This is a genomic window from Bradyrhizobium sp. STM 3557 (assembly GCF_045571465.1).
Lineage (GTDB): Bacteria > Pseudomonadota > Alphaproteobacteria > Rhizobiales > Xanthobacteraceae > Bradyrhizobium.
The window spans coordinates 5,832,369-5,857,106 of the sequence record NZ_CP120697.1 but is presented as its reverse complement, the minus strand read 5'-3'; the positions used below and the strand labels follow the sequence as shown (position 1 = coordinate 5,857,106).

The 24,738-nt window shown below is 64.3% G+C and carries 25 protein-coding genes and 1 riboswitch; of the genes, 13 read left to right on the top strand and 12 right to left on the bottom strand.

Annotated features, from left to right (window positions below; translation table 11 throughout):
- Positions 1-91 precede the first annotated feature (91 nt).
- The 3 genes from P6U24_RS27140 (at position 92) to P6U24_RS27130 (ending at position 2,835) form a co-directional block, all read left to right on the top strand.
- Positions 92-1,660 (top strand): flagellin, encoded by a 1,569-nt coding sequence (locus P6U24_RS27140; RefSeq protein WP_407155519.1) that lies wholly within the window; start codon positions 92-94, stop codon positions 1,658-1,660.
- A 408-nt stretch (positions 1,661-2,068) separates the two neighbouring features.
- Positions 2,069-2,434: a flagellar biosynthesis regulator FlaF gene (gene flaF, locus P6U24_RS27135; RefSeq protein ID WP_407155518.1), complete on the top strand. Its 366-nt coding sequence runs from the start codon at positions 2,069-2,071 to the stop codon at positions 2,432-2,434.
- A 32-nt stretch (positions 2,435-2,466) separates the two neighbouring features.
- Complete coding sequence (locus P6U24_RS27130) at positions 2,467-2,835, top strand: hypothetical protein (protein WP_407155517.1); 369 nt, start codon at positions 2,467-2,469, stop codon at positions 2,833-2,835.
- Positions 2,836-2,897: 62 nt separating this feature from the next.
- On the opposite strand, the gene P6U24_RS27125 is transcribed toward P6U24_RS27130, so the two are convergent.
- The 4 genes from P6U24_RS27125 to P6U24_RS27110 all read right to left on the bottom strand — a co-directional run bounded on the left by P6U24_RS27125 (position 2,898) and on the right by P6U24_RS27110 (position 5,515).
- A complete protein-coding gene (locus P6U24_RS27125; RefSeq protein WP_407155516.1) occupies positions 2,898-3,275 on the bottom strand; it encodes a hypothetical protein in 378 nt (125 codons plus the stop codon).
- Positions 3,276-3,477: 202 nt separating this feature from the next.
- On the bottom strand, positions 3,478-3,969 hold the full coding sequence (locus tag P6U24_RS27120) for a hypothetical protein (protein WP_407155515.1): 492 nt from the start codon (positions 3,967-3,969) through the stop codon (positions 3,478-3,480).
- A gap of 56 nt (positions 3,970-4,025) precedes the next feature.
- Positions 4,026-4,394 carry a flagellar assembly peptidoglycan hydrolase FlgJ gene (gene flgJ / locus P6U24_RS27115; RefSeq protein WP_407155514.1) on the bottom strand — a complete coding sequence of 123 codons (369 nt, stop codon included), beginning with the start codon at positions 4,392-4,394 and terminating at the stop codon, positions 4,026-4,028.
- Positions 4,391-5,515 carry a flagellar basal body P-ring protein FlgI gene (locus P6U24_RS27110; RefSeq protein WP_407155513.1) on the bottom strand — a complete coding sequence of 375 codons (1,125 nt, stop codon included), beginning with the start codon at positions 5,513-5,515 and terminating at the stop codon, positions 4,391-4,393. Before P6U24_RS27110 ends, flgJ begins: the two co-directional genes overlap by 4 nt.
- Positions 5,516-5,788: 273 nt before the next feature.
- On the opposite strand from P6U24_RS27110, the gene P6U24_RS27105 reads away from it, so the two are divergent.
- A complete protein-coding gene (locus P6U24_RS27105) occupies positions 5,789-6,202 on the top strand; it encodes a flagellar assembly protein FliX (protein WP_407155512.1) in 414 nt (137 codons plus the stop codon).
- Between the two features lie 31 nt (positions 6,203-6,233).
- Here P6U24_RS27105 and P6U24_RS27100 read toward each other — a convergent pair whose 3' ends face one another.
- Positions 6,234-6,605 (bottom strand): winged helix-turn-helix transcriptional regulator, encoded by a 372-nt coding sequence (locus P6U24_RS27100; protein ID WP_407155511.1) that lies wholly within the window; start codon positions 6,603-6,605, stop codon positions 6,234-6,236.
- Between the two features lie 107 nt (positions 6,606-6,712).
- Here P6U24_RS27100 and P6U24_RS27095 point away from each other — a divergent pair, with 107 nt between their 5' ends.
- Both P6U24_RS27095 and dksA read left to right on the top strand, forming a co-directional pair.
- Positions 6,713-7,324, top strand: a complete 612-nt coding sequence (locus P6U24_RS27095; protein WP_407155510.1) for an NAD(P)-dependent oxidoreductase — start codon at positions 6,713-6,715, stop codon at positions 7,322-7,324.
- Between the two features lie 249 nt (positions 7,325-7,573).
- Complete coding sequence (dksA, locus tag P6U24_RS27090; RefSeq protein ID WP_407155509.1) at positions 7,574-7,939, top strand: RNA polymerase-binding protein DksA; 366 nt, start codon at positions 7,574-7,576, stop codon at positions 7,937-7,939.
- Positions 7,940-8,007: 68 nt separating this feature from the next.
- Here the strand turns inward: dksA and P6U24_RS27085 are convergent, their stop codons facing one another.
- Positions 8,008-8,400, bottom strand: a complete 393-nt coding sequence (locus tag P6U24_RS27085) for a winged helix-turn-helix transcriptional regulator (RefSeq protein ID WP_407155508.1) — start codon at positions 8,398-8,400, stop codon at positions 8,008-8,010.
- 82 nt (positions 8,401-8,482) lie between these two features.
- Between P6U24_RS27085 and P6U24_RS27080 the strand changes: the two genes are divergently transcribed.
- Positions 8,483-9,511, top strand: a complete 1,029-nt coding sequence (locus P6U24_RS27080) for an SDR family oxidoreductase (protein WP_407155507.1) — start codon at positions 8,483-8,485, stop codon at positions 9,509-9,511.
- A gap of 150 nt (positions 9,512-9,661) precedes the next feature.
- Positions 9,662-10,453, top strand: coding sequence for a 2-keto-4-pentenoate hydratase (locus P6U24_RS27075; RefSeq protein ID WP_407155506.1), 792 nt, complete (start codon positions 9,662-9,664; stop codon positions 10,451-10,453).
- 720 nt (positions 10,454-11,173) lie between these two features.
- On the opposite strand, the gene P6U24_RS27070 is transcribed toward P6U24_RS27075, so the two are convergent.
- From P6U24_RS27070 to flgF, 6 genes are all read right to left on the bottom strand, one after another.
- Complete coding sequence (locus P6U24_RS27070) at positions 11,174-12,055, bottom strand: GyrI-like domain-containing protein (RefSeq protein ID WP_407155505.1); 882 nt, start codon at positions 12,053-12,055, stop codon at positions 11,174-11,176.
- A 176-nt stretch (positions 12,056-12,231) separates the two neighbouring features.
- Positions 12,232-12,960, bottom strand: a complete 729-nt coding sequence (locus P6U24_RS27065) for a class I SAM-dependent methyltransferase (protein ID WP_407155504.1) — start codon at positions 12,958-12,960, stop codon at positions 12,232-12,234.
- Between the two features lie 601 nt (positions 12,961-13,561).
- Positions 13,562-14,332 (bottom strand): flagellar basal body L-ring protein FlgH, encoded by a 771-nt coding sequence (gene flgH / locus P6U24_RS27060; RefSeq protein WP_407155503.1) that lies wholly within the window; start codon positions 14,330-14,332, stop codon positions 13,562-13,564.
- A 5-nt stretch (positions 14,333-14,337) separates the two neighbouring features.
- On the bottom strand, positions 14,338-15,402 hold the full coding sequence (flgA, locus tag P6U24_RS27055) for a flagellar basal body P-ring formation chaperone FlgA (RefSeq protein ID WP_407155502.1): 1,065 nt from the start codon (positions 15,400-15,402) through the stop codon (positions 14,338-14,340).
- Positions 15,403-15,420: 18 nt separating this feature from the next.
- On the bottom strand, positions 15,421-16,209 hold the full coding sequence (flgG, locus tag P6U24_RS27050; protein ID WP_407155501.1) for a flagellar basal-body rod protein FlgG: 789 nt from the start codon (positions 16,207-16,209) through the stop codon (positions 15,421-15,423).
- 28 nt (positions 16,210-16,237) lie between these two features.
- Complete coding sequence (gene flgF / locus P6U24_RS27045) at positions 16,238-17,002, bottom strand: flagellar basal-body rod protein FlgF (protein WP_407155500.1); 765 nt, start codon at positions 17,000-17,002, stop codon at positions 16,238-16,240.
- 371 nt (positions 17,003-17,373) lie between these two features.
- Between flgF and fliL the strand changes: the two genes are divergently transcribed.
- The 5 genes from fliL (at position 17,374) to P6U24_RS27020 (ending at position 24,141) form a co-directional block, all read left to right on the top strand.
- Positions 17,374-17,865, top strand: a complete 492-nt coding sequence (fliL, locus tag P6U24_RS27040) for a flagellar basal body-associated protein FliL (protein ID WP_407155499.1) — start codon at positions 17,374-17,376, stop codon at positions 17,863-17,865.
- Positions 17,866-17,883: 18 nt separating this feature from the next.
- Positions 17,884-19,089 (top strand): flagellar motor switch protein FliM, encoded by a 1,206-nt coding sequence (gene fliM, locus P6U24_RS27035; protein ID WP_407155498.1) that lies wholly within the window; start codon positions 17,884-17,886, stop codon positions 19,087-19,089.
- Positions 19,086-19,562 (top strand): DUF6468 domain-containing protein, encoded by a 477-nt coding sequence (locus P6U24_RS27030; protein WP_407155497.1) that lies wholly within the window; start codon positions 19,086-19,088, stop codon positions 19,560-19,562. The genes fliM and P6U24_RS27030 overlap by 4 nt, the downstream gene beginning before the upstream one ends.
- Positions 19,559-20,332 carry a MotE family protein gene (locus tag P6U24_RS27025; protein ID WP_407155496.1) on the top strand — a complete coding sequence of 258 codons (774 nt, stop codon included), beginning with the start codon at positions 19,559-19,561 and terminating at the stop codon, positions 20,330-20,332. The genes P6U24_RS27030 and P6U24_RS27025 overlap by 4 nt, the downstream gene beginning before the upstream one ends.
- 104 nt (positions 20,333-20,436) lie before the next feature.
- Entirely contained in the window at positions 20,437-24,141 is a 3,705-nt protein-coding gene (locus P6U24_RS27020; protein WP_407160600.1) for a tetratricopeptide repeat protein, read from the top strand.
- A 353-nt stretch (positions 24,142-24,494) separates the two neighbouring features.
- A riboswitch (cobalamin riboswitch) is annotated at positions 24,495-24,699 on the top strand.
- Positions 24,700-24,738: the final 39 nt, after the last annotated feature.

Genomic DNA, 24,738 nt, shown 5'->3' with positions numbered 1-24,738 from the left:
CGTTAAGCAAATAATTTAAACGGCCATTAACCATGTTTTAAAGGAGACCAACTAGAACCGGCTCGTGAATAACTAGGAAGGTTTCACACAAATGTCCGGTATCGTTCTTTCGGCTTCGGTTCGCCAAAACCTGCTCGCGCTGCAAAACACAGCGTCGTTGCTCGCCACGACTCAAAACAACCTGGCCACCGGCAACAAGGTCAATACGGCGCTCGACAATCCCACCGAATTCTTCACCGCGCAGTCGCTCAACAACCGGGCGAGCGACATCTCCAACCTGCTCGACGGCATCAGCAACGGCGTGCAGGTGCTGCAGGCTGCCAATACCGGCCTGACCTCGTTGCAGAAGCTCGTCGACAGCGCCAAGTCGATCGCGAGCCAGGTGCTGCAGGCGCCGACCGGCTACACCACGAAGTCGAGCATCACCTCCGCGGTGATTCCGGGCGCCAATGCCAACAACCTGCTCGGCAGCTCGTCGAACAATTTCGTGACCGGCAGCGCCGTCAACAACGACAACACCACGCCGGCGGCGATCACCGGATCGACCCGCCTTTCGGGCACGTCGAGCTCGACCTCGAACGACCTGGCATCCAACATCACGACCGGTGACACGCTGGTCGTGAACGGCGTCGTCTTCACCTTTGTTGCAGGCTCGGTCTCGGCCGGCACCAATATCGGCATCGGCGATACTGTCTCCAACCTGCTGGCTGCGATCGATGCCGTGACCGGCGCCTCGACCACGCCGTCGTCCGTCAGCGGCGGCAAAATAACGCTGGCAACCGGTACCGCTCAGGACCTGACGATCTCGGGTAGTGCATTGGCCAAGCTCGGCCTCACCGCAGCGACCACGGCACGGAACCCTCCCGCATTAAGCGGTCAGACCTTGACGATCGCTGCCACAGGCGGAGGAACACCGACAAATATCACGTTTGGAACAGGCGCATCGCAAATATCGACGCTCAATCAGCTCAACACGGTTCTGGCGGCGAACAATCTGCAGGCAAGCCTCAGCACCAGCGGCGCGCTCACGATCCTCACCACCAACGAAGCCGCTTCGTCGACCATCGGCGCGGTCAGCGGCTCGTCGACCGCAAGCGGTCAGGCCTTCAACGGCGTAACCGCTTCGACACCCGTGATTGATCCGAACTCGCAGACCACGCGTGCGGGTCTGGTCGCGCAGTACAACAACGTGATGGCGCAGATCAACACCACCGCGCAGGACGCGTCCTTCAACGGCATCAACCTCTTGAACGGCGATACGCTCAAGCTGGTGTTCAACGAGACCGGACGCTCGACTCTGAATATCACCGGCGTGACCTTCAACGATGCGGGTCTTGGCCTGTCAAACCTGACGGTGGGCACCGACTTCCTCGACAGCAACTCGGCAAACAAGGTGTTGTCCACGCTCGACAGTGCCTCGACGGCACTGCGCTCGGAGGCCTCGGCTCTGGGCTCGAACCTGTCGATCGTCGAGATCCGTCAGGACTTCAACAAGAACCTGATCAACGTGCTGCAGACCGGCTCGTCCAACCTGACGCTGGCCGATACCAACGAGGAGGCGGCCAACAGCCAGGCGCTGTCGACCCGCCAGTCGATCGCGGTGTCCGCGCTGGCGCTCGCAAACCAGTCGCAGCAGAGCGTGCTTCAGCTCCTGCGCTAGGCGATCGCGACATCAAGATTGCAAGGAGCGGCGGGCAGGGCCCGCCGCTTTTCTTTTGGGCCGATACTATTGCAGCTACTTCAATACATGGCTCCTTGCGGCTGCTCATTTGTAGCAGCAACCCATCAGCGCGTGGCGTACCGCCGCGAGCATCTGCATGCATTGTGATGTTTCGTCGTTTCGGCATGCTGTCGCTGCGGGCGCGATGCGAACGAGTGAAAATCTTTTTGATTTTTCGCGCGTGCTGTTCGCCTGGTGTTAAGCGTCGAAGCGGGGGAGCCGCATTTTGCGCACAAGTATGGCGGATCGGTCCGATACGCTAACAGCCGCTAACCATATTTTAAAGGCGCGCAACGTACAAAACACGAGCCGTTTGGTTGTGTCCCTAGCGTCAGTCCGGAGTACTGAATGTCACATGCCGCTCAAGCCTATGCTCGTACCTCGCAGACCACGGCATCTCCCCGGGAAATTGAAGCACAGGCATTATTGAAGGCGGCGCGACAGCTGCAGGAGGTCCAGGCCAATTGGAACGGTGCTGACCGCAATCTGTACAAGGCGCTGCTGTTCAACCGTCGTCTGTGGACGATCTTCATGAGCGCCATGGAGATGAGCGACAATCCGAATCCGCTCGAGATCCGCCAGAACATCGCCAACATCGGCGTATTCGTGCTGAAGCAGACGATCGAGGTGCAGATGAATCCGGATCCGGCGAAGCTCAAATCGCTGATCGATATCAACTGCCACATCGCTGCCGGCCTTTCCGGACGTCGCTGAACGGCGTTGCCGCGGTAAGCGCGGAGGATCTCATGGCCGACGTGACGAGTATCCTGGCCTCCGCCTACAAGGCCAACACGCTGAGCGTTGCGAAGAGCAGCAGCAAGTATGTGGCGGTCGATCCGAGTCTCTACCAGGGCTCCTGGACCGGCAAGTACGCCAGCAACAAGCCGTTCTTGATCACGATCTCGGACGTCTCCGGCTTCCGTGCCAAGGTGCATTATCAGAGCCAAGGCACGTCCAAATATCAGGACGTGCTGATCAAGGACGGCGCGTTCCGGATCGGCGACACCAAGTTCACGCTGACCGCCAAGGGCAAGGCGCAGATCAAGAACGTGGTGACGGATCCGGCCAGCGGTCAGACCTATCTCGACACCGCCTACGCCGCCCAGGACAAATAGCGGATCGGCACGTGCCGATGGTGATCGGTGTCGTGCTCGGTCGTGCTGTCAAACCCTCGTCGTTACGCCGTGCGGTCGGTCGGAAGCACCCGCTGCGTTTCGTCCTTCTGCATGTCCAGCGTGTGGAAATAAGCGCGCCGCCGCAGCACCGCCTCGTCGGGATATTGCTCGACGACCTGATCGGTCTTGCGGTTCACGACCTGGAACACCATCGCGGCCGCCGTGCGGTCGTAATAGGCCTGATGCGACACGAAAGCGTCGTTCGCCGCGAGCTCCTGCGGGTCGTTGCGCACGCTGGCGCTGGTGTCAGCCGCGGTCACGGTCTGGCTTGGCGGCAAATCGGTCTGAACCGCATTGCTCACCGCCTGGCTCACCGGCGCCGCCACTACTGTTGCGGTTGCCGACGCTCCCACCGGCCTGATGCTAAAGTCGGAACTCATGGCAGCCTCCTCGTGCCCACCGAGTCAAACCCAACCTATCCCGATTTCAACTATGACGAGGAGACATCAACGTCCTGTTAGGAATTAGCGTGAATCCCGCGTTACGAATCGGCGCGGCATTTTCCAGAATCAGTTCCAAAGCGCGAAAGCCGCCGGTCGCGGAAGACACGGCGGCTTCGCTCTTGGTGGGTTGCGGACGGGCTCAGAGCGAGCGGCTGACCGCAACCGGCGTGACGTGGCGCGGGCCGGGCGCTGCGCGGCGGCCGGCCGCGGTATAAGTGTTGGGCATGCTGCGGCGCTGCATCTCCGCATTCACGCCGCGCACGATCTTTTCCGAAACCGAATGCGCGGTCGCGAGCACCGTGAGGTTGACCTTCAGCATCGCGCGGAACACGTCGTGATGGCGGTGCAGGGTGGCGAGCAACTCAGGCGCGGTGGCTTGCATGAATTTCTGGCTGGCCTTGAGCCGGCCAACCGCCGCGACATAATGGCCGGACAGCTCGGTCTTGCTCCGCCCAAGCCGCATCGCCTCGCGGAGCCCTCCGGCGCGCACCAGCTCAGTCTCCTGCTCGATCACCGCGAGCAGGTCGCTCATCACCTTGAGCAGCTGGTCGGCCAGCTCACGCGCTTCCGCCGGGGTCGTGGCCGCCGGATAGAGCGTCTTATTCGCCTGCACCTGTCCTTGCGCCGTCATACGATACCCTTTTCTGCGCGAGTACGAACCGATCCGCGCGTTACAAACTCAAACTATCAGCTCGTGCTCTTGGCTTGCTGCATGATCAGCTCGCGGAACACCTGATCGGAGATGCCGACGCCGCCGGCCTTGGCGAAGTTCTTGGAGTATTGCTCCGTGAGCATCGAGCGCCACACGCCGGTGGCGGGCGTGTCGCCGAACGGGCCGTCACCCTTCAGTCCGCTCGTCATCTGCGCGAACATCGAGTTGATGAACATGCCCTCGAAATCGGTTGCGGTGGCCTTGGCCTTGGCCTGCGCCGCCGGCGCGACCTTGGTGAGCGCCTCGGCCAGATCGAGGTCGGTGTGCGGCGTGGCCGGGGGCATCGGAGAGGGCATGCTGAGCGGCACGCGGCCGGTGTAGGAATCGATGAAGCTCGACATCACATCACCTCGATATCGGCTTCGATCGCACCTGCCGCCTTGATCGCCTGCAGGATGCTGATCAGGTCGCGCGGACCGATGCCGAGGCCATTGAGTCCGTCGACGAGCTGCTGCAGCGAGACGCCGTCCTTCACCACCGCGAACTTCTTGCCGTCCTCGGACACGCCGACGCTGGTACGCGGCGTGACGACGGTGCGGCCGCGCGACAGCGGGTTGGGCTGGCTCACCTGCGGGCTTTCCGAGATCGTGACCGTGAGATTGCCCTGTGCGACCGCGACGGTGGCGACGCGAACGTCGCGGCCCATCACGATGATGCCGGAGCGTTCGTCGATGACGATCTTTGCGGCGAGGTCGGGGTCCACCTGCAACTGCTCGATCTCAGTGAGAAACGCCACGACATTGCCCTTGAATTCCGGCGGTATCGTGAGTTGTACCGTGGAGGGGTCGATAGGTTCAGCGGTTTTGACGCCGAGAAAATCGTTTACGGCGGCGGCGATGCGCTTGGCTGTGGTAAAGTCTGCGTTACGCAGCGCGAGCCGCACATTGGGCAGGCGGTTCAGCGCGAATTCGATCTCGCGCTCGATGATGGCGCCATTGGCGATGCGGCCGACAGTCGGCACGCCGCGCACGATCTTGGCAGCCTCGCCCTCGGCCTGAAACCCGGAGATCGCGAGCGAGCCCTGCGCGACTGCGTAGACATTGCCGTCGGCGCCGAGCAGGGGGGTGACGAGCAGGGTGCCGCCCTGCAGGTTCTTGGCATCGCCGAGCGCGGACACGGTGACGTCCATCCGCGTGCCCTGCGTGGCGAAGGGCGGCAGGTTGCCCGTGACCATGACAGCGGCGACGTTGCCGGTGCGGATGGTGGCGCCGCGGATGTTGACGCCCATGCGCTCGAGCATCGCCTGCAGCGACTGCTTGGTGAAGGGGATGTTGTTCAGCGTATCGCCGGTGCCGTTGAGGCCGACGACCAGGCCGTAGCCGATCAGCTGGTTCTGGCGCACGCCCTCGATATTGGCGAGATCCTTGATCCGCGATGTCGCATTCGCGGCAAACGTCGACGATGCCAGCGCAAGCACGGCAGCGCAGGCCGCCTGAAGCAGACGCGTTGAACGGATGCGTCGCATCCCATTCTCCCCTCGAACTCGAAATGTCATTGATCGATGCCGCCACTCCCATGACTGCATGATCGTCCTTTCTCATGCGAGGCGCGTGCCAGCGCGATGCTCAGGTCTAACTAATTGAAATGGTGCGACATTGATGCGAGCGGGCCGGCGTGTCGCGATCATCCGACGCGATCGAAACTGCCGATCCCGGCAGATTTTGCCGGGCCCTTTACGCGCCATTAACCATGAAACGGCCAATCTCACTTCACGCAATGAACGCCGCTGGAAAGACCCATGCGCATCTATGGACCGAACGGCACCACGCTCGCGACCTCGTCGGGCGCGACGCGGAAGACCTCTTCGAGCACCTTCACGCTGCCAGATCTCGGAACCTTGCAGGAGACGCGCGCGCCGCTGGCGCCGAAGCAGACCGCCAATATCGACGCGCTGCTCGCGATGCAGGGCATCGAGGAGGATCCGGTCGAACGACGCAAGCGCTCGGCACAGCGCGGCAAACGCGCGCTCGACGTGCTCGATGAGCTCAAGCTCGGCCTGCTCTCCGGCAATCTCAGCCCGACGATGGCGATCCGGCTGCGCGATGCGGCTGCAAGCCTCAAGGAATCTTCCGGCGATCCCGGTCTCGATGCGGTGCTGTCCGAAATCGAGCTGCGCGTCGAGGTCGAACTCGCCAAGGCCGGGCGCGCCTAGAGACGGAGGCGGAGCAGGACGGCGTTTCATCTCACGCCGCCTTGGACGAAAGCTGCGCGTCGTATCGGCGCTGCGCCGCCAGCACGTCCTTCAGATGTTGCTCGGCCCAGTCGCGCACATGATCGACCACGGCCGCCAGCGTCAGGCCAAGCGGCGTGATCGAGTACTCCACCGTCACCGGCACGGTCGCAATCGCGCGGCGTTTCACCAGCCCGTCGCGCTCCAGGCTCTTGAGCACCTGCGACAGCATCTTCTGTGAAATGCCATCAATGGCGCGGCGCAACTGATTGAAGCGCAACGGTTCGTCGCGCAGCAGCAGCAGGATCAGCACCGCCCATTTGTCGCCGATCCGGTCGAGGATCTGGCGGGTCGGGCAGTCGGCCGCGTAGGCATTCGCCTTCATGGGTTACTCCGGCGTGACCAGGTGATCTCAAAGTGCGTTCTTAACACCAGCTTTCCACATGTTATCTGGTTTCTATTGGATACCTAGAGGTCATAACAGGAGCTCTCATGAAAATCGCTGTCGCCGGTGCATCCGGACGGGCCGGCTCGTGCATCACCGCCGAGCTCGCCAATCGTGGCCATCACGTCACCGGTATCGCCCGGAACCCGGAGAAGATCGCCAAGCTGCCCAACGTGACCGCGGTCAAGGGCGACGCCAACGATCGTGCCGAGCTTGCCAGATTGTGGGCCGGCCACGACGTGGCGATCAGCTCGATCCACTTCCTCCAGAGCGACGTCGAGACGCTGATCGGCGCGGCCAAGGATTCCGGCGTATCGCGTTACCTCGTTGTCGGTGGCGCCGGCTCGCTGGAGGTGGCGCCCGGCGTGCGGCTGGTCACGACGCCGACCTTTCCGCCGCAATACAAGGCCGAAGCGGAGAAGGGCGCGGCGTTCCTCGACCGCCTGCGGCAGGAGACGGACCTGAACTGGACTTTCCTGTCGCCCTCGGCCCTGATCGATTTCGGCGCCAGGACCGGGAAGTTCCGCCTGGGAACGGAACAGCTGCTGGTCGATTCGAATGGCAAGAGCTGGATCTCGTTCGAGGACTTTGCGGTCGCTCTGGCCGACGAGATCGAGCGCCCGGCTCACCTGCGACGCCGCTTCACAGTCGGCTATTAAGGCCGCGCGGTCGGCCAATGGCCGAGCGGAACCGCGGCGGCCCGAGCCCGGATCGATTTGTCTGTGCAAGGCCTTGCGGGTTGGGCGCCGGTCAGGGGCGGCATATTGTCTGTCATCGGGCGCCGCTATATAAGGCGCCCGCGAACGGACGTATTCCGTCCGCCGGTGCCATGACCGGCGCCAGCACGTTGAGATGGGCTGACCTTGGAAAAGTTGAAAAACTATAAGCCTTCCGAAAAAGAGCCTTTCATGAACGAACGCCAGCGCGAATATTTTCGCGCCAAGCTGCTGGCATGGAAGGAGGAGATTCTGCGCGAATCGAAGCTCACCCTGCAGGCTCTGCAGGAGGAGAACGTGAACCACCCCGACCTCGCCGACCGGGCGTCGTCGGAAACCGACCGGGCGATCGAGCTGCGCGCCCGTGACCGCCAGCGCAAGCTGATCTCCAAGATCGACGCGGCGCTCCAGCGAATCGAAGACAACACCTACGGCTATTGCGAGGAGACCGGCGAGCCGATTTCGCTGAAGCGGCTCGAGGCCCGTCCGATCGCGACATTGTCGTTGGAGGCGCAGGAGCGGCACGAGAAGCGCGAGAAGGTCTATCGCGACGAATAACCCGTCGCGGTCCTGATCGGCAAAAGCGAGCGCGGCAACGCGCCGCCGGCGCTTGGCTGGCCGTCGCGTCATACGGGTCGTTGATATTGCTCGGACCACGCCAGCAGCGCGCGGAACATCGGCAACAGCCCATAGGCAGCATCCGTCAGCTCGTACTCTACCCGTAGCGGCACCTCTGGAAATGCCGTGCGCAGCACGAGCCCATCCTGCACGAGCTCGCGGAGCTGCGCCGTCAGCATATGCTGGGTGATGCCGCCGATCGCGCGCCGCAGCCGGCCAAAACGGACCGGCCCCTCCATCAGGCAAAACAGAATCTCCAGCTTCCACTTGCCGGAAAGTGTCCGGATCGCGTGCTGGAACGTCACGAGCTTGGCGGGATCGGGCGTGCAGCCTGGGCACTCCACATCGGATGCGGACCGGGCTGGTGCAGTCTGGTTTTCCGTACTGGTCATGAAATCCATCCGTCTTGTTCCCACGGAGATAAGCGCTCACGTCCCGATGCCATAGGAGCCGGGCATGATGCCGGGCGCGAGGGAGGACACGATGAGTGAGGTTCTGGTCACTGGCGGCTCGGGCTTCATCGCCGCGCACTGCATGCTTCAATTGCTCAGCGCGGGGCATCGCGTGCGCACCACCGTGCGCAATCTGGCGCGGCGCGACGAGGTGCTGGCGATGCTGCGGCAGGGCGGAGCGGCCGCGCCAGCCGACGTCGCGTTCCATGCCGCAGACCTGACCATGGACGCGGGCTGGGCCGAGGCGGCAAACGGCTGCGACTACGTCCTGCATGTCGCCTCGCCGCTGCTGCCCTACCTTCCCAAGGATGAGAACGAGCTCATCGCGCCGGCGCGCGAAGGCACGCTTCGGGTGCTGCGCGCGGCCCGCGACGCCGGAGTGAAGCGCGTCGTCCTGACCTCCTCCTTTGCCGCGGTCGGTTACGGCCATCCCTCCCGCGAGACGCCGTTCAACGAGACCGATTGGACCAATGTCGAGGGCGACGACGTGCAGCCCTACGTCAAGTCGAAGGCGCTGGCGGAACGCGCCGCCTGGGACTTCATCGCGCGCGAGGGCGAAAGCCTGGAGCTTGCCGCCATCAACCCGGTGGCGGTGCTCGGCCCGGCGCTGGGGCCGGATGTCTCCGCCTCGCTCACCCTGGTGCAAGCGCTGCTGGCTGGCCGAACCCCGGCTGCGCCCCGAATCAATTTCGCGCTGGTCGACGTGCGCGATGTCGCCGACCTGCATCTGCGGGCGATGCTGCACCCGGCGGCCAAGGGCGAGCGGTTCCTGGCGGTGGCCGGCGAGCCGATGTCGATGTTCGAGATCGGGCAGGTGCTGCGGCAGCATCTCGGCGAAGCCGCCCGCCGGGTGCCGCGGCGGGAGATGCCCGACTGGCTGGCGCGTGCGCTGGCGCTGGTGGTGCCGCAGATGCGGGGCATGCTGCCGATGCTCGGGCGGAGGCGCCGCGCCAGCGGCGAGAAGGCCCGGCGCCTGCTCGGCTGGAACCCACGGCCGAATGATGAGATCATTCTGGCCACCGCGGAAAGCCTGCTCGCGCTCGGCCTGGTCAAGCCTTGAGGGACCTAAAGCAGGATATGAGCGGGCCGCGCTCCGCCTCGCGCTCGCCATCAAGATGAGGCGGGCGCTGGATTTTCGTTTATGATCAATCCGTTCACTACGAAACCTGCAGCTCCGGTTCGGCCGGCTCGCGAAGGGAGATGAACGTCGATGGACGCAGATTCCGTGCTGGCCGCCGCACAGGCGATCGCAACCGCCCGCCGCGGCCGCGTGCCGCTCGGCCCGCTGCCCCCTGATCTTCAGCCGCAAGATGAAGCGGCAGGCTATGAGATCCAGCATGAGCTGCATTGGCTGCTCGCCGAGCATGTCGGCGATTTCGCCGGCTACAAGATCGGCTGCACCAGCAAGGTCATGCAGGACTATCTCAGGATTCCTCATCCCTGCGCGGGCGGGATCTTCGCGCAAGGCATCCACCACACCGGTGCCGTGCTGCATGCGGCCGAGTTCGTTCGCGTCGGCGTCGAATGCGAGATCGCGATCCGGCTCGCGCGGGACCTGCTGCCATTGGATGCGCCCTTCACGATCCAGCGCGTGCTTGAGGCGGTCGGCGACTGCCAGCCGGCGATCGAGATCGTGGACGACCGCTATGTGCAATGGGAGACCTTGGGCGCGCCGACCCTCGTTGCCGACGATTTCTTCGCCGCCGGCTGCGTGCTCGGCGCGGCGGTCAAGATCGACGCACTGCCGGACCTCGCCGGGATCAAGGGGCGCGCCGTCATTAATGGCACGTTGGCGGGCGAAGGAACCGGCGCCGACGTGCTGGGCCATCCCTTGCATGCGTTGGCCTGGCTTGCCAACCATCTCGCCGCGCGCGGCGATGGGCTCGAGGCTGGCCAGCTCGTGCTGACCGGCAGCCTGATCAAGACGATCTGGCTCAAGCCGGGTGACCGGGTGCTGATGGAGCTCGACGGATTGGGGAAGGTGGAGGTGACGTTCGATTGAGCCCATATCGTTGCCCCAAGGCTCGCCGCCATGCCCGCGCCATCAGCGGTCGCAACCGAACTAGCCGAGGGATGCGCAGCACCGTTCCCGCCGCGCAGATCGCGCCCGAGGCTTTGCTGGCAATCACCCTCGAAGAGGCGAGGGCGCAGGGAAGACCGGGTATCCGCTGACACCCATGGTCCGCGTGCAACAAAAAGCACGCGGCAGAACCACAGGTACAGCCAATAACCGGCCTTCCCTGCGCGATGGTTTAGCGGCTTATACGTGATCTCCTCGGGGACCGGCGTTCTTGCCCCCGTCGCCTGCGAGCTCGTCGCGCCGCAGACTTGGCGCCAGCACCGGGGCGCCGGGACCACACGACTTCACCGTCCGCGAGCCGTGCCGCTCGTCAATCGGCTCGCCCGCGTCCATCGCATTCCGACCTAACGTCCGTGACGATCGCGATACGCCCCTCGATTTCGGGTCTGAACAAAACGAGAACATAGAGCAAGAGCCCCAGCTCGTCAAGAGTAAATACTGTTTATCCGAATTCGAGACGGCTGCTCTCGGAGCGCGACGACGCGGACCTAATGCACGACGAGGGTATCCACCTCTCGAAGCGAGCGAAGGAAGCATGAAATGATTTCCGAACCCAAAAAGACGGAGACGGTGGATAGCGGCCTGTCCGTTTCTTGCAATCCGTTTCTTGCAATCGGAAGGGGGGGACAGGCCGCCGGGGCGCTATTTCAGCGGTAAAAACAGTTCCGCAACCGTCTCATGCTCCGGCACCTCCGGGAAGAAGCTCAGCCGCTGGCAATAGATCGGGAAGTCGCGTGCTTCCTCGCCGCTGGCCGGAAGCCAGTCGCGATAAAGATAGAGCGCGGCGGGCTCCAGATTGTGGGTGTTGCCAACGACGCGCAGCACCGCGCAGCGTCCGCCAGGTATTTCGCCTGCTTTGATCTGCTCCTCGTTCGCCTCGATCGGTTTGTCGATCCCGACACAGAGGTCCACGCTATAGTCTGCAGGCGATGCAGGACGCCGCTCGGAACGCCAGACATTAAAGGTCGGATTTGTCTTGGGGTGCAGGCCAGCGGCCGTGCGCCACGCGATGAACCGCTGGATGGTGGCGCCGAGCGTCGCCGGGTCGCCCCGATGCTCCATGATCGCCACCGGCGTGGGGGGCACGTCGCGGATCGTGACGTCGTCGGGCGTATAAGTCTTCCGCATGAGCTTGCTCCTCGCGTTGTCGAGAGGCCCAAAGGCCGCAAGCCACGGCTTCCAGTTGGGAAACTTCCGGAACGACGAAGGCGACTGCCCGAACCGTTGCCGAAAAGCGCGGGCGAAGGCATCCGGTGCATCGTAACCTGCGTCCATCGCGATGTCCGTGACGCTTTCGGCATCGCTGTAGGCGAGCCGGTATGAAGCACGCTTCATGCGGGCGAGCTGGATATAGCGATGCACGGACAGCCCGAAGGTTGCCGTGAACTGCCGGTGGAAATGAAATTTCGAGTAAGCTGCGATGCTGCTCAGCACGTCCAGGCCCAGATCGTCGTCCAGATGCCGGTCTATGTGATCGAGCACCCGCTGCATCCGGGCATGGTAGTTTCGAAGCGCTGCCTTCACCCTTCCGTCCTCCGTGGCAGCACCAGCTAAGCGGACGTAAACATGACGCGCTCGACCGATCTTGCGGTTTTGTCGGTCAAGCAGAACGTCGCCAAGGATCGTCTACGGGCACGCCCAATCCATGAATGAACGCCGAACGGGGAAGCAAATCATCGTCTCGGTCCACGGCGGGCTCATCACGAACATCCAGCTCGCCGTCGACGCGCGTAAGCTCCACAACATTGTTGAGCCCACATCGCCTGTGACAAAATCATCCGGATCATCTGGCTTGCACGGTTTGCCACACCAAGCCGGCGCGCTTTCTGCAAACGAAGGAGAGAAGGGGAGAAAAGACAGCCCCTTTCACGAACCGGGAGGCCGGTCCAAGTCTGAACATCATGTAGTCCTGCTCGATCGGGAGTGGAGGGGATCCAAAAGCTTCTTCCCACCACATCCGAAGATCCGACGTAAAGTGATAAAACACATCTGTCGCTAATTGATGGCTCATGAAATCGGCCCACTCTCTGGCGGATTTCCCTTCTCTGAAATAGCCAAATCCAAGTTTTGTGGCAGGTCTCCATGTAAAAGCGCGCAGCGCGCGGACCCATCCAATGAACAAAGTACAGTCCGACGTGTCCCTCGAACCACGCCGAGCGATCTGGGAAAAGGGCCAGAAACACCCCGCCTGGTTTAAGAACGCGCGCAATCTCCCGCAGCGCGTCTTTGGGTTTCTCAACGTGTTCGAAAACCTGGTTTGAGATCACCACATCGAAGAACCGATCTTCGAACTGGATCCTGGCTCCATCCAGCGGGCGGAAAAAGTCAGGCCGCTCGTTCGCGGGGGCATCCCGATCAACACCGAAGAATTCATATCCGCGAGAGCGGCCAAGATTCACAACTTCCCCGCGGCCGCAGCCGTAATCCAAAACGCGCGGGGATGGTTTGCCGGCAAGGTCAACCGCACGCCTGAAGACATACTCATAATTTCGCGCTCATTCGGCAAATCTTTCACACAACCGGTTCGTGAGCAAGGCTGGGGGAGGTAAGCGCGATTGCATGCCCGGCGAAGGCTTCGCGCAACCGATCGTTGGTTGAAGGTTGCCTCCGTTCAAGACTCCGGACGCGTGATTGGTCTCCTTGGACGGCCTCAATCGACCGGCAATCATTGAGAAGACCTTCACAGTGTCCTTGATGGATACCGGTTCTTCGCCTGCTTGCGAAACGAACACGGCCCTCGCCAGGGGAGCTAGCGAGGGCCGTGTATACATCGAAACTGCGCCTAGGTTCGCAGCCCCGATGTGGGAGCTCGTTGATTGTCGAAGGAGCGTGGTCGGCAAGATGATGAAGATCTCGCGCGGGGCTACCCCCTCCCTAGCCCTCCCCCACAAGGGGGAGGGGACTTTCATCGCATCATTTCGATCCCATGCTTGGCGGAGGTCGTGACGAACATCGGTCGCTTCGCGTCAGCCCGGTTGTTCTTCAACGCGAGATCGAAAGCGGGCTTTCGATCTCCAGTCACCCGCTTCGCTAGAACGGTAGCAAGATGTCCATCACCTGCTGGCCGTAGCGCGGCTGCTGCACGTCCATGATCTGGCCACGGCCGCCATAGGAGATGCGCGCCTGCGCGATCTTGGTGGAGTCGATGGTGTTGTCGCTCTGGATGTCCTCAGGCCGCACGATGCCGGCGACGATCAGCTCTCGAACTTCGTAGTTGACGCGCATCTCCTGCTTGCCTTCGACGACCAGATTGCCGTTCGGCAGCACCTGGGTGACCACGGCGGCGACGTTGGTGGTCAATGATTCCGAGCGCTGGATCGTGCCCTTGCCGTCCGAAGAGGCCGAGGAGTCGGTGGTGAGCAGGCGGCCCGGTAGCACGTTGGAGCCAAGCGCCTTGGAGCCGATGAAGTCGGTAATCCCCGAGTCTTCCTTATTGGTGCGGCTGCGCTGGGTCTCGTTGGCGAAATTGGCCCGGTCGGTGATGTTGACGGTCACCGTCAGGAGGTCGCCGACCTGGTGGGCGCGCTGGTCCTTGAAGAAGGCGCGCGAGCCGTTGCGCCACAGCGAGTTCGGCGCGTAGGACACCGTCTCCGGCTTCGGCATCGGCATCTGCACCGGCTTGTAGCCGGGCTGCGTGGTCGGATTCTCGATCTCCGTCAGCTTCGGCTTCTCGCCGATCTGGCTGAGGCGGTCGATCGAGGAGCAGCCGCCCGCAAGGCTCAGCATCGCGAACGAGACTGTCACCAGCGCGATCCGCCGAAACCCTTGCGAGGACGAGACATCAAACTTGAACGTCGACATGAAACTTACTCGGCTTTCGCTGTGGCGGAGGTTGGAAGGCGGCTCGCGACGGTGACGGGCCCGGCGATCTCGGCTTCGGCGGTCTGTGCCGGCCGTGGCGTGGCGATCTCGACCGCGACCTGGCCGCGGCCGGCGACACGGCCGGAGACGGTGCGCTTGGACTGCACGTTGAGCACGCTCACCGTGTCGCCTTCGCCGCCGGACTCCAGCGCCTTGCCACGGGTGGTGAGATAGATGCCCGCGGTCTGATAGATGATGGTGACGTCCTGGTCGCGCTGCACGAGGTCGGGCCTGGCGAGGTCGAGCGTCTTCAGTGCCTGGCCGGCGCGCAGCGGCCGGCGCGTCTGCATGCCGATGGCGGCCACGCGCGAGATCGGCTCGCCGGCGCCAAGCTCCGCCTTCGGACGCCGCTCGATCACGACGTCGCCGGTGCGCAGGACGTCGGAGCGGTCGATGTTGCGGGTCAGCACCGCGACCTCGACCGTCTCGATCGCCGTGCCGGTGAAGCGCAGCTTGGTCGTGCCTGCGGTCGCGCCGTTGCCGATCTCGAAGGTGACATCGAAGCGGCCGTTCCGCGGATCGACGCGCACCGCGCTCGGTGCCAGCGCGCCGGTCAGGCCGGCGTCGAGCTTCAGGTCCTGCACCGGCTGGTCGAAGTTGACGGTGAGATTGGCGGCATCGCCGAGGCCGAAGCGGTGTTCGACCGCCTTGGCCACCGCGCGCTCGACTTCGCTCGCGTCGATGGTGCGCGCCAGCCGCGTTACCGCGACCTCCTTGATGTTGCGGGTGTCGACGCCGATCACCTGATGGCTGCGCAGCGCCGCGATCACCTGCGCGGTCGGCAACAGGCCCGTGGTGCCGAGATCGGGGGCGCGGTAGACCGCGACCTGGGCGGCGGCGCCGGCATTGTCGATGAGGTCACCGACGCGCACGATGTCGCCGGTGACGTTGACGGTCGCATGCAGCACGGGCGCGGCGATCTGATCTTCTTCGCCGGCAATCGCCGAGAGCGCGGTGGAGGCGAGCAGCGCCCCGGCCAGCAGCAGTTTGTGCGAGGTGCGGATCATCATGGCAGACATCCTTTCAGATCAGCGGAACAGCGCCGTGGTGGACTGCATCATCTGGTCGGCGGCGGTGATGACCTTGGCATTCATCTCGTAGGCGCGCTGGGCGGCGATCAGCTCGCTCATCTCGCTGACGACGTCGACATTGGCCTGCTCGAGGCTGCCCTGGGTGATGCTGCCGTAGCCTTCCGCGTTGGCAACGCCGTCCTGCGGTTGACCGGAGGAGGGCGTGTCGGTGTACTGGTTGCTGCCGACCGGCTGCAGGCCCGCCTTGTTGATGAAGCGGGTGAGCTGGATCTGGCCGATGATCTGCGAGGTGGTCGAGCCCGGCAGCGTCACCGAGACCTGGCCTTGCGCGTTCACGGTGATGCCCGAGGCGTTCTGCGGGATCGTGATGGTCGGCTGGATCGGGTTGCCCTGCGCAGTGACGATGCGGCCCTGATTGTCCATCTGGAAGGTGCCGTCGCGGGTGTACTGGAACGTGCCGTCCGGCATCAGCACCTTGAAGAAGCCTTCGCCGGTGATGGAGAGATCGAGGTCGTTGCCGGTCTGCGACAGCGTACCTTGCGTCATCGAGCGCGGCGTGCCGACGGTCTTGACGCCGCCGCCGAGGTCGATGCCGACGGGCAGGATGGTGCCCTGGTCGGAGGACTGCGCACCGACGCGGCGCACATGCTCATAGATCAGATCCTGAAACTGCGCCGTCTGCTTCTTGAAGCCGGTGGTGCGCAGGTTGGCGATGTTGTTGGAGATCACCTGAACGTTCAGTTCCTGTGCCGCCATTCCGGTCGCAGCGGTGTGAAGCGCCTGCATGTCAATTGTCCTTCGTGTTCTGCGAGGTTCAGGCCGGAACGTCGGCGAGTTTCTCGATCGCGCTCTTGCGCAGATCGCTTTGCGTCTGCACGAGGGTCGCGATCTGCTGATAGGTGCGCATCACTTCGACCATGCGGCTCATCTCGCCGACCGCGTTCACGTTCGACTTCTCGATCGCGCCCTGCTGGATGGTCGATTTCGTATCGGGCTGTGCCGCGGCGCCGCCGGCCGCGGCGTAGAGGTTGTTGCCCTGCTTCTGCGCGGCTTGCGGATCGGCAAAATTGACCAAGCGCAGCTTGCCGCGGATCGAGTCGGCGCGGCTCGCGCCTTCGACCACCGTGACGGTGCCGTCGGGCGAGATGGAGATGTCGTGGTCGGTCGGCTGGAACACGATCGGGCCGCCGGTGCCGAGCACCAGATCGCCGGAGGCGGTGACGAGCTGCCCGGTGTTGCTCAGATGCAAATTGCCGTCGCGGGTGTAGCGCTCGCCGTTCGCGGTCTGCACGGCGAGGAAGCCGGAGCCGTTGATGGCAACGTCGAGCGGATTGCCGGTGCTCTGGATCGGTCCCTGCGAAAAGTCGCGATAGGTGCCGCGGTCCTGCACATAGGAGACGCGGCGGTCGCTTGCCTGGAAATTGTCCTCATGCGCGCCCGAGGTGAGATATTCCTCGAACAGCTGCTGGTCGGCCTTGAAGCCGTTGGTATTGACGTTGGCAACGTTGTTGGCGACGACGTCGAGTTGTCGTTCCAGCACCATCTGCCGCGACAATCCGACGAGAAGCGCATTCTCCATCGGTCAAGCTCCCCTTAACGATGCCCGCCCGAATGGCCCTCCCAGGCCGCTCCTTGCGGGGTGTTTCGAACCGTCCGGCTCTCCCAAGCCCGCCGGTTCGCTCGTGAGGAGAGCGAATGCCGTGCCAACTCAGATTGTTTTGTGAAATCAATGATTTGGAAATTTTGCGGGCCTGAAATCACCCGGCAATAACGGCTCATTCACCATAGTTGCCCGGCAACTTTTTCCCACCGCAACAGCGAAAGAAAGGTTCCATTAACCATTCCCGCCGTAGCGTCCGCGAACGAGAAGCGCAGGTGCGCTGGGAGCGTTGGTATCGCGTCATAGGCTTTCTGCGGCATCGGCCCAATCCTTTCAGAGGACCGAAAGCCATGGCTGAGACTGAAGGCGGAGCAGGCGAGGGCGAGGAGCTCGGCGCGCCCAAGAGCAAGCTCAAGCTCATCATCATCGCCGTCAGCGCGCTCGCGATCCTCAGCGGCGGTGCCGCCGCCTATTTCTTCCTGTCCGGCAAGAAGGGCGAGGAGCAGCACGCGGAAGCCGCGCCGCCGCAGAAGCCGCCGGCCTTTGTCGAGGTGCCCGATCTCCTGGTCAACCTGGTCGGCAATCCCGGCGACCGCGTGCAGTACCTCAAGGTCAAGGTCGTGCTCGAGGTGAAGGAGGAGAAGCAGGTCGAGCAGATCAAGCCGACCCTGCCGCGCGTCAGCGACATCTTCCAGACCTATTTGCGCGAGCTCAGGCCGAGCGACCTCAATGGCTCCGCCGGCCTGTTCCGCCTCAAGGAAGAGCTGACCAAGCGGGTCAACGTCGCGCTGGCGCCGAACCAGGTCAACGCGGTGCTGTTCAAGGAAATCGTGGTCCAGTAAGGCGCGGGAATCAGAGACATGGCCGGCAACGATCAAGCCGATCAAGATGCGATAGCCGCACAATGGGAAGCCTCGCTCGAAAGCGAGGATCCCGCCGAGGCCGCCGAAGCCGCGGCAGCCAACGAACTCACCGAATCGATGTCGCTGCAATGGGCGGCGATGGTCGAGGACGGCAGCCGCGACTTCGGCACTGCCAAGAACGGCGGCGGCGAGCGGGTGCTGTCGCAGGAGGAGATCGACAACCTGCTCGGCTTCACCGCCGGCGAGGTCAATCTCGACGACCATTCCGGCATCCGCGCCATCATCGATTCGGCGATGGTGTCCTACGAGCGTCTGCCGATGCTCGAAATCGTCTTCGACCGCCTGGTGCGGCTGATGACGACAAGCTTGCGCAACTTCACCTCCGACAATGTCGAGGTCACGCTGGACCGCATCACCTCGGTGCGCTTCGGCGACTACATGAACTCGATCCCGCTGCCGGCTGTGCTCTCGGTCTTCAAGGCCGAGGAGTGGGAGAATTTCGGCCTCGCCACCGTCGATTCAACGCTGATCTACTCGATCATCGACGTGCTGCTTGGCGGCCGCCGCGGCAACACAGCGCTGCGCGTCGAGGGCCGGCCCTACACCACGATCGAGACCAACCTCGTCAAGCGCCTGATCGAGGTGGTGCTGTCCGATGCCGAGCAGGCGTTCCGGCCGCTGTCGCCGGTGCGCTTCACCATCGACCGGCTGGAGACCAATCCGCGTTTCGCGGCGATCAGCCGGCCCGCCAATGCCGCGATCCTGGTCAAGCTGCGCATCGACATGGAGGATCGCGGCGGCAATATCGAGCTCTTGCTGCCTTATGCCACCATCGAGCCGATCCGCCCGGTTCTGCTGCAGATGTTCATGGGCGAGAAGTTCGGCCGCGATCCCGTCTGGGAAGGCCATTTCGCCACCGAGATCGCGCAGGCCGAGATCGCCGTCGACGCCGTGCTGTACGAGGCCGACGTGCCGCTCAAGCAGCTGATGCAGCTCAAGGTCGGCGACACGCTGCCGCTCGACATCCGCCCCGACGCGCTGGTTGCGGTCCGCTGCGGCGCGACCACGCTGACGGAAGGACGCATGGGCCGGGTCGGCGATCGCGTCGCGATCCGTGTCACCAAACAGTTGCGCAAGCCGCATACGACGCTTGCGATGTTCGAAGGGGCCGAAGGCCAGAACAAGATGATGGAGGCACAATGAACCACGCCCTCGGGTTGATCATCGAAAGCCTTGTGGCGGTCCTGCTCGTGCTGACCATCGGCTACTGCATGTTGCTCAATGCACGGCTCAAGCGCCTGAAATCCGACGAGCACTCGTTGAAGGCCGTGATCGCGGAGCTGATCACCGCGACCGAGATCGCCGAGCGCGCGATCGGCGGTCTCAAGCTTGCGGTGCGCGACGTCAACGAGAACCTCGGCAACCAGATGAGCGCGGCGACGCAGATGTCCGAGCAGCTGAAGCGGCAGCTGATGGAAAGCGACAATGTGGTGCGGCGGCTGTCGAAGATCGCGAGCGCGGCGCGTCCCGCATCCGCGCCGATCGAGCCCGAACCTGCTCCTGCCTTCGTTGCCACGCCTGCGCCTGCCCCTGCACCGGTCACCGGCGCCAGGGCTGTCGCCGCCGCGGCGCAGGCCTTCTCTGAACGTCGAAGGTCCGGTGGCCTCGCCGCATGAATGCGTTTCGCAATATCCGCGTCCTCCCGGTCGTCCTGATCGCGGTTTGTGCGCTGGCCGTGCTGAAGGTCGCGGGTCTCGTGCTCGACGGCGGCTATGTGTTCGACTACGCCCCGCAGCCATCCAAGCGGTCGTGGGCGCAGGAGAATTTGAACTATCCCGGCCGCGAGGAGACCGACATCACCGGCGCCACGCATGGCGAGCCGAAGGAGGCGAAAAAGGATGAGGCGCCGAAGCCGGCGGCTCCCGAGACCAAGCCGCAGGGCATGGTGCTGCATCCGGAGGATAATCAGCAGCCGGTGTCGGCTTCGGAGAAGGCGATCCTGGAGCGTCTGCAGAGCCGCCGCCAGGAGCTCGAGGCACGCGCGCGCGAGATCGACATCCGCGAGAGCCTGCTGAAAGCCGCCGAGCAGCGCATCCAGGCCAAGACCGAGGAGATGAAGGCGATCGAGCAGCGCATTTCCGCCGCGAACGGCCAGAAGAGCGAGGCGGACAACGCGCGCTTCAAGAGCATCGTCACGATGTATGAGGGCATGAAGCCGAAGGACGCCGCCAAGGTGTTCGACCGGCTGGAGATGTCCGTGCTGATCGAGATCGCATCGCAGATCGCGCCGCGCAAGATGTCGGACATTCTCGGGCTGATGCAGCCCGAATCCGCCGAACGCCTCACCGTCGAGCTGGCGCGCCGCGCCGGCGGCGACAGATCCTCCGAGGCCAGTGCCGAGCTGCCCAAGATCGAGGGCAAGGTGATGCCGCCGAAGACGAATTGAGCCGCATATTTAACAGGCCCTTAAACGCGCGCGGCTAGATTTGCCGCCGTGGCGGGCAGGGCATGTCCGTGACCTTACGGGTGTCGAACTGGAAGTGTGGTGGCATGGTGCGCACGGCTGATGTCGGATTGTGGTCGCAGGCTCGTGCCTGCGCGCGGGCGGGCCTTGGTCTCGTCGCCGCCATCGTCATCGGCCTTGCCGCGCCGGCGATCGCCCGCGCCGAGCCGGTGAAGGGCGAGGCGAGCCTGCAGGCCGCGAGCGGCTACGCGCGGCTGGTGCTGAGATTCGCCGAGGACGTCGGCGCCGAGGTGACGACAGCCGGCTCGATCCTGCTGATCAAGTTCGATCGTCCCGCCAACATTCCGATCGATCGCTGGACCGAGGCGGCGCCCGACTACATCTCGTCCGCGCGCGGCGATCCCGACGGCTCGGCGCTGCGGCTGTCGCTGTCGCGCAAGGTGCGCGTCAACACGATGGCGGCCGGCGAGCGCGTGTTCATTGACCTCTTGCCGGACAATTGGACCGGCCCGCCGCCGAACCTGCCGCCGGAGGTGGTGAAGGAACTCGCCGAGCGCGCACGCGCCGCCGAGCGGGCGCTGCGGCAGCAGCGCGCCGAAACCGAAGCCAAGCGGCGGCCTCCGATCCGGGTCCGCGCGCTGGTGCAGCCGACCTTCGTCCGCTTCGTGTTCGAGATGCCCGACGGCGTCAACGTGTCCTCGGTGCTGAACGACCAGAAGCTGACGCTGCTGTTCAATGCACCGCTGACCTTCGACCTCGCCGATGCCAAGATCGCGGCGCCGCCGAACGTCGCCTCGATCAGCCAGAAGATGGATCCGGCCGCCACGACCATCGAGATGAACGTGATCGGCGATGTCGACCTCCACACTTTCCGCGAGGACAAGAACTACAACATCGACGTCGCCTTCCAGCGGACCGATCAGCCAAAGACCGTGCTGCTGCCGGATGCCCTGCCGGCGAAGACGGCCGTGGCCGAGAACGCAAGTGAGAAGGCAAAGGCCGCGGCGCATGCGGGCGAGATCACGCCGCCGACCTCGGAGAGCATTGCGCGCGAGATGAAGGCGCAGAGCAAGGGGGAAGCGCCTGCGACTGCGGCGAACGCCGAGCCGGCCGCGAGCCAGCCCGCGCCCGAGCTGCCGTCCAAGGCGCAAGTCTCCGCTGCGCCGGTGCCGAAGCCGGAATTGGCACAGGCCGAGGCTGCGCATGGCGAGGCTGCTGCCAATGCCAAGCCCGAAGCACCGAAGCCCGAGACACCGACGGCTGAAGCCGTGAAAGCCGCATCTGCGCCATCGCCGTCCGAGCGGACTGACGGCGCCGCACCTGTCGAGGCGATCAGGGATAGCGAAGGGCTGCGCCTGACCTTCGGCTTCGACCGGCCGACGCCGGCGGCGCTGTTCCGCCGCGGCGACACCGTGTGGCTGGTGTTCGATTCCACGAGGCCGGTCGATATCGAGCCGATTCGAGCCAAGGGCGGGGCTGTTGTCCGGGAGGTGACGCGGCTGCCGCTGGACAAGGGCCAGGCCATCCGCATCCGGCTCAACCGGCCGCAGATGCATGCGCTGTCGAGCGACGACGGCAAAGGCCGGAGCTGGACGCTCGCCTTCGCCGACAAGGCCGCGAGCGCGCAGCAGCCGCTGATGGTCATGCGCAACGTCACCGATCCGGCGATCGCCAATGTCGCGATCCCGCTTGCCAATCCAGGCCCCGGCCTTTTGCATCGGCTGACCGATCCCGACGCCGGCGACCAGCTGCTCGTGATCACCGCGCTGCCGCCGATCCGCGGCTTCATCAAGCGCCAGGATTTCGTCGAGCTGTCGCTGCTCGATTCCTTCCACGGCATCGCCGTGCGTCCGAACACGGACGAGGTCGCGGCCGAGATCGCGCCGGACAAGGTCATCCTTGGCAAGCCCGGCGGCTTGACGCTGTCCTCGATCGGCTACTCGCCGGAGCGCGCGCCGAGCGCGGTGCGGCCGATGTTCGACATCGACGAGTGGAACAGGAATCAAAACGAGCCCTTCCTGCCGCGTCAGGATGCACTGATCAAGGCTGCAGCGACCGCCGAGCCGGAGAAGCGCGCGCAGGCGCGGCTTGCGCTCGCTCGCTTCTACATGGGACACGCGATGTACCCGGAGGCGAGGGGCGTCACCAATCTGATGATCTCGGACGGCGATCCCCGCACCGACGAGATCGCGATGCTGACGCTCCATGCGGTCGCGAGCATTCTGATGGGACGGCCCGACCAGGGATTGAAGGATCTCGCCAGCCCGTCGATCGGCAACAATTTCGATTCGCAGATGTGGAAGGGGCTCGCCTATGCCCGCCAGGGCAAATGGGCCGAGGCGCGCGAGAAGTTCAAGAACGTCGAATTCGCCATCGCCTCGCTGCCGCTCGCGCTGCAGCGCGTGGTGACTGCGGATGCGATGAAGGCCTCGCTCGAGGTCCGCGATTTCGCCGGCGCCGCCAAGCGGCGCGCCGAACTTGAGGTGATCGGCGTCTCTCCCGACATGAAGCCCGCGGTCGCGGTGCTGCGCGGCCGGCTCGCCGAGGCGATGGCGCAGGAGAAGGATGCGCTCGACGACTATCGGCTCGCCGCCCTGTCGAAGGATCGCGTTGCCGCGGCCGAAGGCGAGCTGCTCGAGATCAAGCTCCTGCAGAAGCGCAAGGAGATCAAGCCGGAGGACGCGCTGCACGAGCTGGAGACGCTGCAGGCGATCTGGCGCGGCGACGCGGTCGAAGTGGAGACGCTGCAGATGCTGTCGCAGCTTTACAGCGAGACCGGGCACTATCTGGATTCGCTGGCCGCGGCGCGCACGGCGACCCGCCTGATGCCGAACTCGGAAGTAGCCCGGCAAACCCAGGATGCGGCCTCCGCACTGTTCTCGCAGCTGTTCCTCGGTGGCAAGGCCGATGAGCTGCCGCCGGTGGATGCGCTCAGCATCTTCTACGAATTCCGCGAGCTGACGCCGATCGGCCGGCGCGGCGACGAGATGATCCGCCGTCTCGCGGACCGGCTGGTCGGCATCGATCTTCTGGATCAGGCCGCCGAGCTCTTGCAGTACCAGATCGACAAGCGCCTCGAAGGCGCGGCACGGGCGCAGGTCGCGGCCAGGCTTGCGATGGTCTATCTGACCGCGCGCAAGCCGGACCGCGCGATCGAGGCGCTGAACACGACCCGCATCGCCGATCTCTCCGGCGAGCTGCGCCAGCAGCGCCTGCTGCTCGAGGCGCGGGCGCAGAGCGATATTGGCCGCCACGATCTCGGGCTCGACATCATCAGCAACATCAATGGTCGCGAGGCGATCCGGCTGCGCTCCGACATCTATTGGGCGTCGCGGCGCTGGCGCGAGGCCTCCGAGCAGATCGAGCTCTATTACGGCGATCGGTGGCGCGACTTCCGGCCGCTCAATCCGGCCGAGCGCGGCGACGTCATCCGCGCGGTGGTCGGTTACGCGCTCGCCGAGGATGCGATCGGGCTGGCGCGGTTTCGGGAGAAATATGCGCCGCTGATGACCGGCGAGGCCGACAAGCTCGCCTTCGACGTCGCCAGCAAGCCGGCCACCGGCTCGAGCGCCGAGTTCGCTCAGATCGCCAGGATGGCGGCGAGCGTCGACACGCTCGACGGCTTCCTGCGCGACATGAAGACACGCTTCCCCGATGCGACCGCGCGCTCGCCCGAGGCCTCGCGCGATCCTCAGAAGGACGCCGCCAAGGACTCGGCAAAAGCCGCGACCGACACCACCGCCGCGCTGCCGCGGATCAACGGCGTGAAGCAGGCGGCAGCCGGCCGATAGGCTGAAAAGGTTCGCCCGCTGGCCGCGACCGGCGCGTCGCGAGACGGCCGCGGGCGCCGACCACAAACTCCGCTGTCGTCCCGGCCTTGAGCCGGGACCCATAGCCACCATCGGCGATTGTCGGCAAAGATCGTCGACTATCCCGTGTCACAACATCTCCCTGGGTTATGGGTCCCGGGGCGCGCTTTCGCTTGCCCGGGACGACAGTTGTGATTGTCGTTGCGAGCGAGCCGTCCTTGCCAGCATGAGTCACAACGCAACAGCTGATCGACCTGAATTAAAGGTGAGGCGAGATGCCGCTGCGCAACGCCGTGGAGCAATCTGTGGCCGGACGTTGACACCCTCGGGAGTTTAACTAACGTGATCGCGACGGTTCCTCATCGAGGATTAAACGGGAACGCGGTGTGGGGCGACCCGATTCCGCGGCTGCCCCCGCAACTGTGAGCGGCGAGCCTTTGCCACATGCCACTGGGACTAGTGTTGCTGCACTAGCCCGGGAAGGCGGCGAAAGGCGATGACCCGCGAGCCAGGAGACCTGCCGTCAGTCGTGGTCACACGTGAGCACATCGGGCGGGGTGTCCTGGTGGAAGTCGACTG

Bases quoted from the DNA above. Each gene is read 5' to 3' on its own strand.
- P6U24_RS27140 (WP_407155519.1), top strand. From the start codon at position 92: ATGTCCGGTATCGTTCTTTCGGCTTCGGTTCGCCAAAACCTGCTCGCG.
- flaF (WP_407155518.1), top strand. From the start codon at position 2,069: ATGTCACATGCCGCTCAAGCCTATGCTCGTACCTCGCAGACCACGGCA.
- P6U24_RS27130 (WP_407155517.1), top strand. From the start codon at position 2,467: ATGGCCGACGTGACGAGTATCCTGGCCTCCGCCTACAAGGCCAACACG.
- P6U24_RS27125 (WP_407155516.1), bottom strand. From the start codon at position 3,275: ATGAGTTCCGACTTTAGCATCAGGCCGGTGGGAGCGTCGGCAACCGCA.
- P6U24_RS27120 (WP_407155515.1), bottom strand. From the start codon at position 3,969: ATGACGGCGCAAGGACAGGTGCAGGCGAATAAGACGCTCTATCCGGCG.
- P6U24_RS27110 (WP_407155513.1), bottom strand. From the start codon at position 5,515: ATGCGACGCATCCGTTCAACGCGTCTGCTTCAGGCGGCCTGCGCTGCC.
- P6U24_RS27105 (WP_407155512.1), top strand. From the start codon at position 5,789: ATGCGCATCTATGGACCGAACGGCACCACGCTCGCGACCTCGTCGGGC.
- P6U24_RS27100 (WP_407155511.1), bottom strand. From the start codon at position 6,605: ATGAAGGCGAATGCCTACGCGGCCGACTGCCCGACCCGCCAGATCCTC.
- P6U24_RS27095 (WP_407155510.1), top strand. From the start codon at position 6,713: ATGAAAATCGCTGTCGCCGGTGCATCCGGACGGGCCGGCTCGTGCATC.
- dksA (WP_407155509.1), top strand. From the start codon at position 7,574: ATGAACGAACGCCAGCGCGAATATTTTCGCGCCAAGCTGCTGGCATGG.
- P6U24_RS27085 (WP_407155508.1), bottom strand. From the start codon at position 8,400: ATGGATTTCATGACCAGTACGGAAAACCAGACTGCACCAGCCCGGTCC.
- P6U24_RS27080 (WP_407155507.1), top strand. From the start codon at position 8,483: ATGAGTGAGGTTCTGGTCACTGGCGGCTCGGGCTTCATCGCCGCGCAC.
- P6U24_RS27075 (WP_407155506.1), top strand. From the start codon at position 9,662: ATGGACGCAGATTCCGTGCTGGCCGCCGCACAGGCGATCGCAACCGCC.
- flgH (WP_407155503.1), bottom strand. From the start codon at position 14,332: ATGTCGACGTTCAAGTTTGATGTCTCGTCCTCGCAAGGGTTTCGGCGG.
- flgA (WP_407155502.1), bottom strand. From the start codon at position 15,402: ATGATGATCCGCACCTCGCACAAACTGCTGCTGGCCGGGGCGCTGCTC.
- flgG (WP_407155501.1), bottom strand. From the start codon at position 16,209: ATGCAGGCGCTTCACACCGCTGCGACCGGAATGGCGGCACAGGAACTG.
- flgF (WP_407155500.1), bottom strand. From the start codon at position 17,002: ATGGAGAATGCGCTTCTCGTCGGATTGTCGCGGCAGATGGTGCTGGAA.
- fliL (WP_407155499.1), top strand. From the start codon at position 17,374: ATGGCTGAGACTGAAGGCGGAGCAGGCGAGGGCGAGGAGCTCGGCGCG.
- fliM (WP_407155498.1), top strand. From the start codon at position 17,884: ATGGCCGGCAACGATCAAGCCGATCAAGATGCGATAGCCGCACAATGG.
- P6U24_RS27030 (WP_407155497.1), top strand. From the start codon at position 19,086: ATGAACCACGCCCTCGGGTTGATCATCGAAAGCCTTGTGGCGGTCCTG.
- P6U24_RS27025 (WP_407155496.1), top strand. From the start codon at position 19,559: ATGAATGCGTTTCGCAATATCCGCGTCCTCCCGGTCGTCCTGATCGCG.
- P6U24_RS27020 (WP_407160600.1), top strand. From the start codon at position 20,437: ATGGTGCGCACGGCTGATGTCGGATTGTGGTCGCAGGCTCGTGCCTGC.